Origin of the sequence: Adlercreutzia sp. ZJ138 (assembly GCF_011038935.1) — a bacterium.
Taxonomy (GTDB): domain Bacteria; phylum Actinomycetota; class Coriobacteriia; order Coriobacteriales; family Eggerthellaceae; genus ZJ141.
On record NZ_JAAKEA010000001.1, the window covers coordinates 25,801 to 42,613 of the forward strand.

Sequence of the window (16,813 nt, forward strand, 5' to 3'; positions counted from 1 at the left end):
CACATTCAGTTCACAAACGCTTACGGGTCACCTTCGCTTACACTTCTCTACTTCTTTGCAGCTTTCTTCCGTGCCGTTGCCGACAAAATGCGCTTACGCAAGCGGATCGATTTTGGAGTGATTTCAACGAGCTCATCATCTTCGATATATTCGAGTGCTTCCTCTAGCGTGAAGGTTACCGGCGGCGTGAGCTGGATGGCTTTGTCAGCACCAGCGGAACGCTGATTGCCCAGCTGTTTGCTTTTGGCGATGTTGACCACCATGTCGCCTTCCTTAGCCGATTCACCCACGATCATACCCTCGTAGCAGTTCTCGCCGGGACCTACGAATAAGCGACCACGCTCCTGTAGCGTATCGAGCGCATACGCGACGCTTTTCTCGGTGGACATACTGATCATGCTACCGTTCTTGCGCCCGGTGAATTCACCGGTATACGGACCATACTCCTTGAAGTGATGGAACATATTCGCTTCACCATGTGTTGCATTCAGCAGCCGTGTTTTCAGCCCCATGGTGCCGCGCGAGGGAATACTGAACACCAAATGGGTTTGTTCTTCTCGCGGGAACATATCGGTCATAATGCCACCAGCATTGCCGAATACCTCGATAACCTTACCAGCGTAGTCGCTCGGTACATCAACCGTCGCTTCTTCGATCGGCTCGAGCTTGGTTCCGTCCTCCGCATGCTTAATAATGACGCGCGGACGGCCTACTTGAAACTCGAAACCTTCGCGACGCATGGTTTCCATCAGTACTGACAGATGAAGAACGCCACGACCAGACACGCTAATTCCACTTTTGTCCTCAAGTTCTTCGATACGCATGGAGATATTGCTCTCCTTTTCGCGCATCAGACGCTCCTTCAATTGGCGAGCACCTACGATGTCACCCTCGCGACCAACCAGTGGGCTGGTAGATGCCTCAAACACAACGGACATAGTGGGCTCTTCCACGGCAATAGGAGCTAAACGAACCGGGTTCTCGCGGCTCGTCACCATATCGCCAATGTCGGCGTCATCCACTCCAATGACTGCGATGATGTCACCTGCCATGGCTTGAAGAACCTCAACTTTGTCGAGATTTTCGAAGGTGTGCACCTTCTTTATTGTGGTGTTATAGCGCGTACCATCGTTTTTTATGACCAGCACTTGTTCCTTTTCGTGCATAACACCACTATGGAGGCGGCCAACACCGATACGGCCAACGAAACTCGAATGATCAACGGTGCAGATTTGCAACGCCACGGGACCATCGACGTCAACGTCAGGTGCGGGCACTTCCTTCAAAATGGTGTCGAGCAGCGGAAACATGTCCATGTTATCGTCGTCATGCTCATAGCGGGCATAGCCATTGACAGCGGACGCATACACAATGGGGAAATCGAGCTGTTCATCTGATGCATTCAACTCAACCATCAGGTCAAACACTTCGTCGACAACCTCTTCAGGGCGCGCACCCGGGCGATCTATTTTGTTGACAACCAACACAATACGCAAACCCTGCGCAAGCGCATGAGACAGCACGAAGCGGGTTTGCGGCATAGGACCCTCAAATGCATCTACGATGAGCAGAGCACCATCGGCCATGTTTAGCACGCGCTCTACCTCACCACCGAAATCGGCATGGCCGGGAGTGTCGATAATATTGATCTTTGTGTCTTTGTAATTGATGGATATATTCTTGGAAAGAATAGTAATGCCTCGCTCGCGTTCCTGGTCGTTACTGTCCAGCACACGATCGGCAACTTGTTGGTTCGCACGAAACACGTTCGCTGCATACAGCAAACGGTCAACGAGCGTGGTTTTACCATGATCAACATGGGCAATAATAGCGACGTTGCGGATGTTCTCCTGTTTCACTTACCTGTCCTCCAATTGGGTTTGCAGTTCCTTCTGCTCTCGCTTCAATTCGGTGATATGTTCGTCAAGCGTGTTCAACGTACGTTGCGACGATGCCAACTGCACGATATCCCACACCACTGCAGCGCTGGCAATACCAGCCACTGCAACGATGCGGCGCAGGAAGAACGCCACCAAACCGCCAACAGCAATCATAGCAATGGCGTTTCGCCGCTCATCAAGAATCACGTCGCGCTGTTTCACCAGCTGAGTGCGTGCTGCGGCAATACCAGCTAAACGGGCCTCAAGATTCGCTGTCGAACCCGGGCGCGCAGCGCTACGATCTGCTTGCACGGACGAACCACGCGATCCTTTTCCGCTGTTCAGGTATTCGTATGCATCTTGCAATCGCTTAAACTGCTCAGTCGCACGATCCTGTAGCTTTGCGTTGTTCGCAAAGCGATCGGGATGCAGGATTTGCACGGTTTCCCGATATGCCGTCTTGATGTCTTCGGGTGTGGCGTCATCATCAAGCCCGAGAATATTAAGCGCTTCTATGCGATTCACGGTTCCCTTGCTTCTCTTCCTTGTTCCCACCAACTACCTGTCAGCGCGTGCGCGCATTGACACGCATGTCCGTCAATACTCGCATGCATCAGCTCACCGCGTAATACTCCACAGGCGAGCTTTACTTTGAAAACACTCGACGGCTTTCCATTATAACAATCGGCAATACAAGGCAAACTTCCATGCTGTCACCTCGCCAAAAGCGCACTATTCATGATCTTCATGATCTTTGTACTCTTCGGAGTACCTGACCGTATGTGATACCATCGAACACGACGCAGCAATTCTATGTGCTCACGTATACACCTATAATCAACTATAGGAGCCACTATGCGCTTACCTGGTATTGTTACCGTTAACCCCGCTGATCGTAGTCTTATCAAGCGATTAGCAACCATGATGGGTGACAGTTTCATGGAAGAACAGTGGACGTGTGAAGTACTGTCAGTTCTTCCCGACAACAGTGATCGTAAACGTGAAGTATCGCGCACTATTATTTTAGCCAGCATGACCGGTGTTGCGCCGGCAGATGGTTGCTATACCCTCAATGACTCATCGGCACTGGCGCTGGCATATTTGAAAAGCGAGCTGGGTGATACTACGTGGTCACAGTTGGAAAAACGGGGAGCACACGTACTCGAAGCCGCTTTATCTGCAGAAGAGCTCACAGCAATCGAAAAGCAAGAGCAGCGCATGGAAGCTGTTTCTGTGTTTAATTGGGAATACGAGGCGGCGCACGAGATGGGTTTTGACGACTTCATCCACTTCGTATGTTTAGCCGTCGACACTCAAGCGCGCGGATCGGGGTCGTTTCGTCATTTAATCACGCCGTTTTTCGATTACGCCGATGCGCACAATATCCCTTGTTTCTTAGAAACTTACTCCGATAAGCTCGAAGCGCTCTATCGTCATGTTGGATTTCAAACTATTCGCACATTTTGCGACCCTGCCTTCGATATCGTAGAACGCGGCATGGTGAGAATGCCTGGCTAGGCGTGAATTCCTCAAGCCTTCGGCTTTCGGACCAGAATGCGCCACTGGCGCATTCTGCCCTCACGGGGTTCGATCCGTGTGAGGTTAACAAAAACGGCCGCCAGCCTGAATTGACGGCCGTAACAATTTTGGTGGAGCATAGGGGGATCGAACCCCTGACCTCAGGCTTGCAAAGCCCGCGCTCTCCCAGCTGAGCTAATGCCCCGAACATTCCTGCACGCATACGCACGCGGCAAAAACCTCGACACTCAATAATAAACGCTCCACCGGCTAACTCGGCTCACGGTGGAGCGTTTATCGCGCAATGGTGGGCCCGAATGGATTTGAACCAGCGACCTCACGCTTATCAGGCGTGCGCTCTAACCAACTGAGCTACGGGCCCTTGAAAAAGTGCTTCGCTATTTTAAAGGGAAAGTTACCAAACCGTCAAGCTTTTTTTGGTATGTTGTTGAAATATTTCCGTTATGCTGAAACCGCCTACAACCGTACTGAAACCGTCATCATGATATTTTCTTTATGTTAAGCGAAACTGTACTGTTGTTGCATAAGATGATAGAAACGTTGAAACCACTAATCTCTTGAAGGCTGATACATATGATCCAAGATTTTCTAAAATCTCCAAAATGGGAAACCACACGCATGACGCTCATGCTGCTACTCGTACTCACTTTCGCTTTTATGATCGCGACTAATCTTTCAAAGGTGTTTGTATTCTTTGGAAATGTGTGGGATGCCTGCCTTCCTTTCATTGTTGGCCTTGCAGTTGCGTACGTACTGAATCTACTGATGGTTAAATGGGAAAAAATATACTTCCCAAATTCATCTTCAAAGGTTGTGGAGCGCACCCGCCGGCCAGTTTGTCTACTGCTTTCGGTTGCCGTTGTCATCAGCATTATCTCCATTGTGTCCTATTTTGCCGCAAGTGAGTTAACCACGGCGATTCTCGCTATTGGCGAAGGCTTAACAGCTGTAGTGGATATCATTGAGAAATACGTCGGGGAAAACTCTCATCTTTACGCACTGATCAGCGGCGAACCCGATGTGTGGTCCGAGTATCTAAGGAAGATCGTCGATGGATTAGGTGGAGCTGACAATATAACATCATCAATTACCAAAGTAGGGTCGGGCCTACTGAGTGTAACGGTGAATACTATTGTCGCTTTTGTTTTCTCGTTATATATTCTCATCGACAAAGAACGCGCACTCGATGCGATACGCTCGTTCGGTAAGACTATCCTACCCAATAAAACATATGCATCTGTCAGCCATACGTTGTCTGTTGCAAACGGCTGCTTTGGACGCTTCGTGTATGGTCAATGTATCGAAGCATGTATTTTAGGTACGCTTTGCGCTATCGGGCTCACCATCTTCGATTTTCCCTTCGCCGCTCCAATCGGGCTTATTGTTGGCGCAACTTCTATCATCCCCATCGTGGGAGCATGGGTTGGAGGTGCGGTAGGCGCGTTCATGATATTGTCAGTGTCGCCGCAGCAAGCCATCATGTTCCTTGTTTTTCTCGTAGTTCTGCAGCAGCTCGAGAGTAACCTCATTTATCCCAAAGTCGTGGGTACATCTGTTGGCGTGCCGGGTATTCTTGTGTTGATGTCGGTCTTTATCGGCGGTGGGTTGTTTGGTGTTGCCGGTATTTTGTTGGCGGTTCCCATGGTGTCAACGGTTCTGACTTTACTTGCCGACAAGCGATCATCAAAAGATCAAGCTCATCGCGATATCGATGAATCGATGTATGTGATTGACATGCGCAGCGCTGTTGAAGCCGATAAAACCACTGGTAATGTGTCAACGCGCGACGTTATTCAGCCAACAGACCACGTAGATCATACAAAGGAAAACAACGCAGGGGAATCGTCTGTAGACCACTCTCCCAACGAACCAACGAAAAGGTTATAATCAAAAGTACTGCAGCCGCAGAGGACCTCGCGTTGCAAAGCGCTAACTGCACGCATGGCTTTCTGTAACACGAGAAGGGGAAGTGCGTGATTCCGGTCGAAATAAAGACCTTGGTGGTCGTATATCCTCCTAATCCTTCATTTATTGTGTTACAACCTATATCAGAGACCCCTAATGCCAAACAATCTAAGGAACAAGCACCTGATCAGCTTGAACGCACATATGAACCTGAATACAACACCATACAAGACAACGTAATCGATAATCAAAAAGTAGTCCCTATATGGATTGGTTACAACGAAGCACTCCAACTAGGTGCAGCCCTTGAAGACAAGCAGTTCGAACGCCCGATGACTCACGATTTACTGCTTAACATTATGACGAATCTTGATGGTATTATCGATCACATAGTTATCCCTCACGTGAAGGGAGCGTTATTTTACGCTACGATTTACGTGCGCCAATATGATCGCTTGATCAGTATCGACGCTCGTCCAAGCGATGCATTAGCACTCGCTGTGCGCCAATCAGCACCTATTCTTATAGATGAGTCTATTATTGAGCGTATGGGGTGCACATTCTCATTCACTGCTGCAAAAGGATCAGAAGAAGAGGCTCAGGAAATAAAGGAATTCCAAGAGTTTCTTAATGATCTCACTCCTGATGATTTCTCTTAAATGCTTCCCATAGTAATACTTACCAATATAGTAAATCCCGCACTGATTCTATTTCTCTCACCATATACGTGGGCTTCATGAGAGGATATTAGGTATCCAGCATATCTCATGAAGCCCACATGTTACTTAACGCTCGTTTCTATACTTACCTTATATATCACTTTCAGTGATGATATCGGTATCGTTTGAATTCTCACCATGACGCGCTGTCTTCTTGTCTGTGGAGATAGCTACTGCGGTCACACGATCATTGTCGGCAACCTTCATCACACACACACCTTGTGTCGAGCGCCCTAATTCAGAAATACCCTTTACCGGAGTGCGCACAATAACGCCTTCTTCTGAGATGATCATAATCTCATCGTCGGACGCTACAATCTTCATTACCGAAAGCAGGCCCTTCTTCCGCGTCATAGTGATGGTGTACACACCCTGACCACCACGATGATGTGCTGGGTATTCCGACACGGGCGTACGCTTACCAAAGCCTTTTTCGGTTATAACAAACAGATCACAACCAGGCTTTGCTATTTCCATCCCTAATACATGAGCATCAGCCGGAACTGTCATACCACGAACACCCATAGTGCCACGCCCCATAGCCCGCACTTCCTGCTCATTCCAAAGAATTGCCTTACCAGCGGATGATACCATGATCACATTCTCATTTTCCGCAACACGACGCACACTAATCAGACTGTCATCATCCTTTAAGTTAATGGCAATCAGCCCATCGCGACGCGTACGGTCATACTGATTCATTGAGGTCTTTTTTACCATGCCTTGAGCAGTGGCGAACATGAGATATTCGTTTTCAGGGAAATCACGTGTTTCGATAACTGCCGCGATGGTTTCGCCCTTATGCAGCGGTAATAGATTGACGATAGCCGTACCACGAGCATGACGTGACGCTTCAGGAATCTCATACACTTTCAGGCGATATACCTTACCTAACGTACTGAAGAACAGCATATAAGAATGGGTTGAAGCAATAAATAGATGTTCAACGTAGTCGTTATCTTTCAGATTCACCCCTTGCATACCCTTGCCGCCACGCTTCTGCTGTCGATACGTTCCCACCGGTAGGCGTTTCACATAGCCGGCTTTCGTGACGGTAACCACCATCTGCTCGTCGGCGATTAGATCCTCAACGTCGATATCTTTTGCTTCGCCCGATAGACGGGTTTTACGAGCTGAATTGAACTTTTTCTTGATTTCCCGCAGTTCCTCTTTAATGATTTGACGAACGAGGTTGTTATCAGCAAGCACACGCTTGTAATATTCAATTTTCTCAAGCAATGCGGCCAATTCTTCTTCGATTTTCGTACGCTCTAAGCCCGTGAGTCGGCGTAGACGCATCTCGAGAATAGCATCGGTTTGCTTTTTCGTTAACCCAAAACGCTCAGTTAGACGAACCGCCGCTTCCTTGTCGGTTTGAGATGAGCGAATGATATGAATTACTTCATCGATGTTATCAAGCGCGATGATATACCCTTGTAGAATATGGGCTCGCTCTTCGGCTTTTGCTAGTTCATAGCGAGTACGACGAACGATAACATCTTCCTGATGAAGAATGTAGTAATGTAGCATCTCCTTTAATGAAAGAACGCGAGGAATTCCATCTACGAGCGCAAGCATAATCACGCCAAACCCGACTTGCAGCTGTGTATGTTTGAACAGCTTATTCATCACTACATCAGGAATCGCATCTTTTTTCAGATCAATAATGATATCTATACCGTGACGATCAGCTCCATCGTGAATATTTGCTATCTCGGGAAGCTTTTTTTCACGCACCAGCTCACCGAGCTTTTCCATGAGCCGCTGACGATTCACCTGATAGGGTATTTCCTTAATAGTGATAGTACTCTTACCGTTTTTTCCTTCGTGAGATTCCCATTTCGCGCGAATAGTTAAGCTACCGCGTCCTGTTTCATATGCATCAAGTACACCTTTTTTGCCCATAATAATGCCACCAGTGGGAAAATCGGGTCCGGGAAGCGTGGTCATTAACTCTTCGGTTGTGGCATCTGGGTTGTCGATTAATAAGCACACAGCGTCAATTGTTTCGCCTAAGTTGTGAGGTGGTATATTTGTTGCCATACCAACAGCAATACCATTTGAGCCATTAACCAGCAAATTCGGAAACCGCGCTGGTAACACGACTGGCTCTTCAAGGCTTTCATCGTAGTTCGGCTGAAAGTCGACTGTTTCCTTATCAAGGTCGCGTAACAGCTCCATAGCTGTCTTTCCCAAACGAGCTTCGGTGTAACGCATTGCCGCTGCAGAGTCGCCGTCAATAGAACCAAAGTTACCGTGACCATCCACTAAAGGAACACGCATACTGAATGGTTGTGCGAGACGAACCATAGCATCATAAACCGATGAGTCACCGTGTGGGTGATATTTACCAATAACGTCACCAACGGTACGCGCCGACTTCATATGTGGCCGCTGCGGCGTGTAACCGGATTCGTTCATCGCATATAAAATGCGTCGGTGAACTGGCTTTAAGCCGTCACGTACGTCGGGAAGTGCGCGTGATACGATAACGCTCATGGAATATTCCAAGAACGACGTTTGCATTTCCTTACCAAGATACGCGCTGCGAACGATAGTTCCTTCTCCACCATTCGCACCTTCTATGATATCCCCATGGGCGGCAGGCATATCAACGAACATTGCGCGGGCACGCTGCTCTTCCGAAAGGACATGATTATCTAACGTATCGTCTACAGAAATTCCCTCAAGTTCAGTGGAAGGCGCGTTATCACGGTCACTATCAGGAACAAAACTCTCGTTTTCCTCGGTCATCATCGTGTCCTATCTCGTTAAATGTCCAAGAAACGGACATCACGGGCATGCTGTTGAATAAAATTTTTACGGGGTTCTACCTGATCACCCATCAGTTCACTCACAACGCGCTCCGCTTCAGCTGCGTCATCTATATTTACTTGTAAAAGTGTTCGACTGGCGGGCTCCATGGTGGTTTCCCATAGCTGATCAGGATCCATTTCACCAAGACCTTTATAGCGCTGCACATCCCACTTATCAGCGCCACCCATTTCGGAAAGCACTTCACCAAGCGCGCTCTCGTCATAGATATAGCGCTCAATTTTCGGGGATCGTGAGTTTTTCTTTTTCACACCGAAAATAGGCGGTTGTGCGATGTAGATATAACCACGATTAATAAGCTCAGGCATATAGCGATAGAAGAACGTCAATAGGAGGATACGAATATGCGCACCATCAACGTCGGCATCAGTCATGATAATGATGCGATGATAACGGGCTTTCTCAGCATCGAAATCATCACCAATATTGGTACCGATGGCGGTAATGAGCGAGCTAATAGTATCAGATGACAATGAACGGTTTAAACCAGCACGTTCAACGTTGAGTATTTTACCGCGTAATGGAAGAATAGCCTGCGTTTTACGGTCTCGTGCTTGTTTAGCCGAACCACCTGCAGAATCACCCTCAACAATGAATATTTCTGACTCTGCCGGTGTTTTACTGGAGCAGTCGGCAAGTTTGCCGGGTAGTGAAAATGAATCGAGTACACCTTTACGGCGAGTCATTTCGCGAGCTTTACGCGCAGCTTCGCGAGCTTTCAGTGCTTGAGTTGCTTTTCCGATAATCCGTTTTGCAGGTGCAGGGTTTTCTTCGAGATATTCGGCGAGTCCTTTCGTCACAGCATTCTGTACGAGTGGACGTATCTCAGTGTTACCGAGCTTTGTTTTCGTCTGTCCTTCGAACTGCGGATCATGTAACTTCACCGACACGATAGCAGCCAATCCTTCACGGGTATCATCTCCCGAAAGGTTACTATCTTTCTCTTTTAGAATACCCTTCGCACGAGCGTACTCGTTAATCGTACGCGTGACTGCCTGCTTGAAACCGTCGAGATGTGTGCCACCCTCGTGCGTATTGATATTATTCGCGAACGCCATAACCGAATTTGTGGAATACGATGTAGTCCACTGCATAGCCACTTCAACAGTGCCATCTTCATTCTCCGCTTCGAAGAACACCGGTTTATTAAGTGTTTCTTTCCCCTCATTCAAATACTTGACGAAATCGGTAATACCACCAGCGTATTGGAACGTTTCAGTACGTGGAACACCTTTCTCATCAGGCGTACGTTCATCATGTAAGATGATTTTTAAGCCGCGATTCAAAAACGCCATTTCACGGAAGCGATTTGCTAACGTCATATAGTCAAATACTGTCGTCTCGGTGAAAATCTCCGGATCAGGCCAAAATGTAGTTTTTGTACCAGTTCCTGTCGCCGCACCAATCCTTTTCAATTTTTCAACTGTTTTACCGTGATCAAACGCGATCTGATATTCACCGCCATCACGCTTCACGCACACCTCCACACGCGTGGACAGGGCATTAACGACCGACACACCCACGCCGTGTAAGCCTCCAGATACCTTGTAACCCTCGCCGCCGAATTTACCACCAGCATGGAGAATAGTTAAAACCACTTCAACTGTAGGAATTTTTTCCTTTGGATGTTTATCAATAGGAATACCACGACCGTTATCCGTAACCGTGATGGAATTGTCAGGATGAATCCATACCTCAATCTTATCGCAGAATCCAGCAAGAGCTTCGTCTACTGAGTTATCAACTACCTCATACACCAGATGGTGTAAACCACGCGGGCCAGTTGATCCAATATACATACCCGGGCGCTTACGAACAGCTTCGAGTCCTTCAAGGACCTGGATATCTGATCCATCATAATGATCTGGTTTGTTAGCCACGTGCTGCGCTCCTTTTCCAGTGCGTTATTCAATGGCAGAAAAATCCGCGGAAACCATCGCATGATATCCGCGGATACATTATTCACCAAAGTTGATGAGAATGACCACCTGAAAACAGCTGAATCTTGATCAGCTGAACATTCTAGCATAGTCTCTTTTCATACAAAGGTTTATCAGATCATCTACGGATATTCACATATGATCTAAGCACTGATTTCACTTCAAAGTAGTAAAAATATCATGAAATGTCTTTACTTCGGCTTAGGTTGGCTCGTATTGCTTTATCGAGCGACTTTTTCACCTGTTCGTTATCAATATCTTTCACGTGATCGATAAGTATATCGAATGTCTCAGCCGGAACTTTAAGTTTTTCAAACCTATCAGAACGTGATATATTTTCATCCGATCCTTTCTTTAGATTCCCGTCTTCATCAAGAAAAGGATGGCGTGAACGCATATCCATTTTTGACGGCAGTATCTTGAATCTTTCAATATACTCCCCTGATTCTCGAAGTTTCATCTTTAGAAATTCTTGACGAGCATCAAGGTCTGATCTCACCATACTGTCATCGGAATATACAATTAGTTGCTTTGGTAAGAAACGACGTGTTTCACGTGAAACACGTTTACAGTCAGTCGTATGGTCAATAGAAGACCTATTATTACTATGCTCTTTAACACCGAATTCTATTACGGATAATCCGACATCACACATATGCTCAGACTGATGAACAGTCGTACAAGAATCGACTTCAGAATCTATGACATCCGAAGAAGGATAATAATCGGTATCTTTCATAATATACACTGCATTCGTATGCATAAGAATAAGACCAGAAGCCTCACCATATACTTCTTCAACTGCACGACGCCAAGCAGCATGAACTTGGGCAACGCGAATAGCTTTCTTTGATAAACCATACACGGAAGACGATCGCATGAAATCGTTAATACCCACATTTAACCGCTTCATTCAACGCCTCCCTTCCAGAAAATGGGGGCGTATCACGTTCGATAAAGGTACTCCCCTTCTCTTTTCCTAATGTAACCACACGCGCGCGGTAGAGTGTTTCGTTATCAAAGTAGTCAAGGTGTGCTGTAGTAATAAATGTTTGCATGTCTTTTGATAAGAATGATATTAGCGATTGACGACGATCATCATCAAGTTCACTCATTACGTCGTCTAGGAGAATGATCGGCTGTTGACCTAGTATCTCATGAATAAGAGCTACCTCAGCGAGCTTAAATGCTAACACTAACGACCGTTGTTGACCTTGACTACCGTATGCTGCCACGTTCATCCCGTCAATTTGAAACTCAATGGTATCAGCATGCGGACCAACAAGAGATCGCCGCCGCGCTAGTTCTTCTCCTTTTCGTTGATTAAGACAAGCACGTAATAAATCTCTGGCTTCATCACGAACGAACGGTATGTGATTATATTCATGGGCTAAAACGCTTTCACTATCACGCTCCCATGAAGGAATATAGTACCCCGATACTGTTTCTTTTTCATCCGTTATCTCTTGATAAAACGATGCTAAATAAACCATGAGCTTTGAAAATAGCGCTGCACGGTAACAGGTAAGCTGAGCACCGACGGTTACGATTATCTCATTCACCGCATCTAATATATCCGGTTCACAACCTTCCTTTAATGCAGAGTTTTTATGCTTAAGCAACTTCTCATAGTCTTTCCGAATCAGATAATGGTTCATTGACAGTTGTTCTCCAAGAGCATCAACTGCTTGACGACGAGTGGACATCGATCCTTTTGCAAGATTTAAATCATCCGGAACAAAGGCGACTGAAGGAATTATCCCTTTCATATCTCCATTGCGTTTTGATTTACCATTCAATAAATAATGGCGTTTATTATCAATTATGCGAGTCTCTAAGGAAAGCTGACGATTACCATCACTTATATCCGCTGTTATCGATGTATAGGTACAATCTTTTCGAACCAGCTGATCGGTGGACGCATGCCGAAGCGTACGTTGCGCCGTTACTAAGCGCAATGCTTCCATGAGATTTGTCTTCCCTGTCGCATTCGGTCCAACCAGAATAGTGAGCGGCCCTATATCAGACAACTCAAATGCCGCATAACTGCGGAAATTCGACAGGGTAATATGGCGAATTGTTAAACTCACACAACACCACTGTTTTAAGAAATACGCACTGGCATGACGAGATAGAGGAAATTATCCGGGTTATCCGATTTAAATATTCCTGGTTTCATACCCTCATTAACCTCAAGAAATACCTGATCAGTATCAATTGCCGCCAATCCATCGAGCACATAAGCATAATTAAAAGCAATCTCAACTGATTCGCCTTCAGCTTCACACGAAACAACTTCTTGAGCTGATCCGACATCGTGAGCCGCTGAAGACACCTGTACCGCTTGTGCTTCGGCATCAATAGAGAAACGCACCGGTGATGATGTCTGAATCAGTAACGACGCACGCTTTACAGCAGACACTAAATGGTTCTTATCCATAGCAACGCGTGTAGCACATGTTTTAGGTAGTAGTTGGCGATAATTTGGGAATGATCCTTCAATACGGCGATTAATAAGCATAGTGTCATGATATGTTACGACGATTTGGTTTTCCGCTAAGGCAATAGTTACATCGTCATCAGACTTCACCATAGCTGCAATTTCTTGTAAAAAAGGTCCTGAAATAACAGCTTCAAAGTTGTCAGCTGCGGCCTCAGGAACCTCTGATTCAGCGATAGCAAGGCGATATGAATCGGTTGCCACCATCTTCAAGGTTGTTTCTTCTAATGTGATCAGTACGCCAGTAAGAATGGCACGACTTTCATCTTTCGACACTACGCGTGCAACTTTCTTAACCATAGAAGACAACTTCGAGAAAGGAATTCGTATCTTTTGATGGACATCCACGTGAGGAAAGCCTGGGAATTCCTCTGCATCGAGTGTCTTAATTGAGAAAGAAGCTGTATCACACGTGATAATAGCTGACTCTCCTTCCAATGCGAAATGAACTGCCGCATCAGGAAGACTCTTTACGATTTCACTAAACAGCTTACCCGGAACAACTACACGTCCGGGTGTATCAATGAGTGCCGCAACAGTGTACTGGATAGATAACGATAAGTCGGTTGTTTGCAGTGTTAATGAGTCATTATTTGCATCGATATAAATACCTGAAAGTACGGGAAGTGTCGACCGGGTTGAAATTCCCTTTAAAACGACAGATAGTGCATTTTGCAGCTCTGATTGATTAATACTGAATCTCACGATTATTTCCTTCCCTACAGTGATTCGTTGCTTCTTCTATATCTATTGGTTTTTGAATAACAACAATAATAACGACGGTTAAAAAGTGGAAAACTGTTAAAACCGCATATGAGAGTGAAAATGTTCATTCTTGAATACAGTGTAAATCTCTCCAAGATATCCACCTGTTTTATTGCTGAAATTATCTTTCCCCTATCGATTGGTGGTTATCAGTCATATTTGAGTCATGTTTTATCATGTTGTCCACTTTTCCTAAATTTCTTGAATGAGCTGGCGTAATGTTTCAATTTCCTCACGCAACTCTCGGTTTTCTTTCATTTTCTCTTCAATGATAGAAACTGAATACATGACGGTCGAGTGGTCTCGGGAGAATTTCTTTCCTATGTCGTTGTATGGTAAATCGAGGATTTGTCGACAGAGATAAATAGCCACTTGACGAGCATACTTGATCTCACGCGTACGTTTCTTTCCTACTAAATCGTTATGGTTGACCTTATAGAAGCCCTCGACTGTTTTTTGAATATCAGCGATAGTAACTCTCCGTGATGGCCCGCCGGTAAAATGATTCTCAAGCAGTTTTTTTACGTCGTCGAGCGTAATATTCTTAGAACTAACCAAGGAAATTTGGTAGATCACCTTGGTTACTGCGCTTTTTAGTTCTCGAATGTTTGAACTCGAACTTTCTGCGATATACATCTGGATATCTTCAGGGATGACGAAATTATCATCATGTTCGTTTTCTTTATATTCGCTGATAAAACTACGCACGATACCGAGCTTGGTTTCAAATTCGGGTGGTTGGATATCAAACGTACCGCCCGAATTAAACCTGCTGATGTAACGCTCATCGATATCGATATTCTTTGGTGCACGGTCGGCGGAGAGAACTACTTGTTTTCCCTCATCAATAAGCTTGTTGAAGATCTGAAACACGATGTCGAGAGTTTGTTTCTTACCTTGAAGCCATTGAACGTCGTCAATAAGTAATACGTCAGCTTCTTCGTATTTATTCTTAAAGTTACGATAACTCTGTTTTTCCTTGTCATGTGCGGCGCTGGCATCCATATAGTCCGACAACAGTTCAGCAGAATCGACATAGATTGTCTGGAGATGAGGTTGCGTCTCGTTGATATAGTTTTGTATAGCGCGAAGTAAATGAGTTTTTCCTAATCCAGATCGTCCATAAATAAACAAAGGATTAAGTGTCTTCTTTCCGGGTACTTCAGCAACTGACACCGCCATATGATATGCCATTCGATTCGAATCGCCGATGACGAAATTCTCGAAAGTTAGGGCCCCTGTTACGCTGTCACACATGCGCCCACTGGAATACCTTTTAACCGGAAAATCGTTGGGTTGAATTGATACCTGGTCAAATACCTGTGACCTTTGTATTATTTGATCTTCCTTCTTATTTGTTAGTTGTTCTAGCTCAGAAGGTTGAAAGAGATTTGCTATCTCTTCAGTTGTTGTCGCTGATGATTGGGTTGTTGTCGTGGAGGTAGAGCGCACATTTCCTGTATTAGATTGGGTTTGTTGTGAATATAAGCCCTGTGTAGCGTCAACTTCTACCACAACGGTGAATGGTATTCCATATTCATCACTGAGTGCGCGCTTGATATAGCCAACATAATGCCGTTCAATCCAGGTTTTAATAAATTCGTTATCAGCGGTCAGCATAAGAAAACCGTCACTCATCGCTTGAGGTTGGAGTCTGGAAAAGAATGCATTGATCTGAGCAGGGTCGATCTCTTCGTACTCTTTAACTGTTTCGCATAGTACGTTCCAGGTATGTTCGAGCTTTTCGCTGTTCATTGCAGTCGTCTCTCCAGGTTTCGTCTGCCGATTATTCCTTATGAGCGCCTTCGGGTAACTTCCGATTTTATATCAAATAAGGGTCGATGGGGTGCTTCATAAGAGAAACGTTCTACAAAGAGCTTGCTACCTGAAATCCCATATCAGTGAGAATTCTCTTCTTTCCCATTGTTTTTTCCAATAGTCCCGCTTCTTCGAGGCGTTGAAGTTCCTTATGGGTTGAAGAAGTTGGGTAACCAGTAAGGTTTACCACGTCGGTAACCCCAAGTGCTCCTTCAGATTCGAAGCATTTAAGAATATCACGTTGACGTTCATTTAACGGAGGTGCAGGGATACTTGAGTGATTACGATTACCTACCATCTGCTGATTAAACGCAGACCTGGGATGTTGTTTTAGACTAACGGTTACTACTGCGCCCGTTCCGAGATTATCCTCGATCGAAATTGTTCCATTTTTCATATCGAGATACTCTTTTGTGAGAGGTAAACCGGATCCAACACCTCGAATATAGCGTTTCATTGGTTCGATTGCTGAGGTAAAACCTGGTAATTGAGCTTTGGTTTTATCGGTGATACCTGGCCCTTGGTCAGCAAATCTGATAGTATTGCCGTCGTCAAGGATTGACACAACGATCTCTTCGAATCGCGCATGAATAAAGTTTTCGGACACTTCGCGAATGACCGCATATGGAATTGTTCCTCCAAGCACGCGTGCTTCGCGGTCGATAGATGATGCGAGTGTTTCAATAAAATCGGCTGTCGGAGCGGGTTGAATCTCAATTACGCGTGGCGCGGCAAGCTTATCGTCATAGCGGGCTATTCGAGCTATTGTATGGACGTATGAGTAATCAAACCCTCCCTCTTCTAAGGAAACATTAGGGTGATTCTCGTTATGTTCGATCTGGTTTTCCAATTGTTTTCCGTTTTCAGACCTGATATTTCATACTTTTCAAGATTATTCCGCGCTCATTGTAG

General features: G+C 45.7%; 12 protein-coding genes and 2 tRNA genes. 3 read left to right on the plus strand and 11 right to left on the minus strand.

Going from position 1 to position 16,813, the window contains the following annotated elements:
• Positions 1–47: 47 nt before the first annotated feature.
• A complete protein-coding gene (gene typA / locus G7Y43_RS00155) occupies positions 48–1,859 on the minus strand; it encodes a translational GTPase TypA (RefSeq protein ID WP_165042839.1) in 1,812 nt (603 codons plus the stop codon).
• Positions 1,860–2,405 carry a J domain-containing protein gene (locus tag G7Y43_RS00160; RefSeq protein ID WP_165042841.1) on the minus strand — a complete coding sequence of 182 codons (546 nt, stop codon included), beginning with the start codon at positions 2,403–2,405 and terminating at the stop codon, positions 1,860–1,862. It abuts the gene before it with no gap.
• Positions 2,406–2,735: 330 nt separating this feature from the next.
• Between G7Y43_RS00160 and G7Y43_RS00165 the strand changes: the two genes are divergently transcribed.
• Positions 2,736–3,398 carry a GNAT family N-acetyltransferase gene (locus G7Y43_RS00165; protein WP_165042843.1) on the plus strand — a complete coding sequence of 221 codons (663 nt, stop codon included), beginning with the start codon at positions 2,736–2,738 and terminating at the stop codon, positions 3,396–3,398.
• 129 nt (positions 3,399–3,527) lie between these two features.
• On the opposite strand, the gene G7Y43_RS00170 is transcribed toward G7Y43_RS00165, so the two are convergent.
• Both G7Y43_RS00170 and G7Y43_RS00175 read right to left on the minus strand, forming a co-directional pair.
• Positions 3,528–3,603, minus strand: a tRNA-Ala gene (locus G7Y43_RS00170).
• Between the two features lie 100 nt (positions 3,604–3,703).
• Positions 3,704–3,780: transfer RNA gene (locus G7Y43_RS00175), tRNA-Ile, on the minus strand.
• Between the two features lie 212 nt (positions 3,781–3,992).
• Between G7Y43_RS00175 and G7Y43_RS00180 the strand changes: the two genes are divergently transcribed.
• Entirely contained in the window at positions 3,993–5,306 is a 1,314-nt protein-coding gene (locus G7Y43_RS00180; protein WP_165042845.1) for an AI-2E family transporter, read from the plus strand.
• Positions 5,307–5,392: 86 nt separating this feature from the next.
• Positions 5,393–5,983: a bifunctional nuclease family protein gene (locus G7Y43_RS00185; RefSeq protein WP_165042847.1), complete on the plus strand. Its 591-nt coding sequence runs from the start codon at positions 5,393–5,395 to the stop codon at positions 5,981–5,983.
• Between the two features lie 150 nt (positions 5,984–6,133).
• On the opposite strand, the gene gyrA is transcribed toward G7Y43_RS00185, so the two are convergent.
• From gyrA to G7Y43_RS00220, 7 genes are all read right to left on the minus strand, one after another.
• Complete coding sequence (gene gyrA / locus G7Y43_RS00190) at positions 6,134–8,665, minus strand: DNA gyrase subunit A (RefSeq protein WP_206215064.1); 2,532 nt, start codon at positions 8,663–8,665, stop codon at positions 6,134–6,136.
• Between the two features lie 149 nt (positions 8,666–8,814).
• Complete coding sequence (gyrB, locus tag G7Y43_RS00195) at positions 8,815–10,758, minus strand: DNA topoisomerase (ATP-hydrolyzing) subunit B (RefSeq protein WP_165042850.1); 1,944 nt, start codon at positions 10,756–10,758, stop codon at positions 8,815–8,817.
• A gap of 238 nt (positions 10,759–10,996) precedes the next feature.
• Positions 10,997–11,716, minus strand: coding sequence for a hypothetical protein (locus G7Y43_RS00200; protein ID WP_165042852.1), 720 nt, complete (start codon positions 11,714–11,716; stop codon positions 10,997–10,999).
• Entirely contained in the window at positions 11,706–12,908 is a 1,203-nt protein-coding gene (locus tag G7Y43_RS00205) for a DNA replication/repair protein RecF (RefSeq protein WP_165042854.1), read from the minus strand. Before G7Y43_RS00205 ends, G7Y43_RS00200 begins: the two co-directional genes overlap by 11 nt.
• Before the next feature lie 14 nt (positions 12,909–12,922).
• Positions 12,923–14,023 carry a DNA polymerase III subunit beta gene (gene dnaN / locus G7Y43_RS00210; RefSeq protein ID WP_165042856.1) on the minus strand — a complete coding sequence of 367 codons (1,101 nt, stop codon included), beginning with the start codon at positions 14,021–14,023 and terminating at the stop codon, positions 12,923–12,925.
• Positions 14,024–14,275: 252 nt separating this feature from the next.
• The gene (gene dnaA / locus G7Y43_RS00215) at positions 14,276–15,838 is read right to left on the minus strand and encodes a chromosomal replication initiator protein DnaA (RefSeq protein WP_165042858.1); all 1,563 of its coding nucleotides are present in this window, start codon (positions 15,836–15,838) and stop codon (positions 14,276–14,278) included.
• 112 nt (positions 15,839–15,950) lie between these two features.
• Positions 15,951–16,751, minus strand: coding sequence for an ATP-binding protein (locus G7Y43_RS00220; protein ID WP_165042860.1), 801 nt, complete (start codon positions 16,749–16,751; stop codon positions 15,951–15,953).
• Positions 16,752–16,813: the final 62 nt, after the last annotated feature.

Excerpts from the sequence above, each read along its gene's own strand:
- gyrA (WP_206215064.1), bottom strand. The coding sequence starts at position 8,665 with ATGTTCGTTGATATGCCTGCCGCCCATGGGGATATCATAGAAGGTGCG.
- G7Y43_RS00165 (WP_165042843.1), top strand. The coding sequence starts at position 2,736 with ATGCGCTTACCTGGTATTGTTACCGTTAACCCCGCTGATCGTAGTCTT.
- dnaA (WP_165042858.1), bottom strand. The coding sequence starts at position 15,838 with ATGAACAGCGAAAAGCTCGAACATACCTGGAACGTACTATGCGAAACA.
- G7Y43_RS00180 (WP_165042845.1), top strand. The coding sequence starts at position 3,993 with ATGATCCAAGATTTTCTAAAATCTCCAAAATGGGAAACCACACGCATG.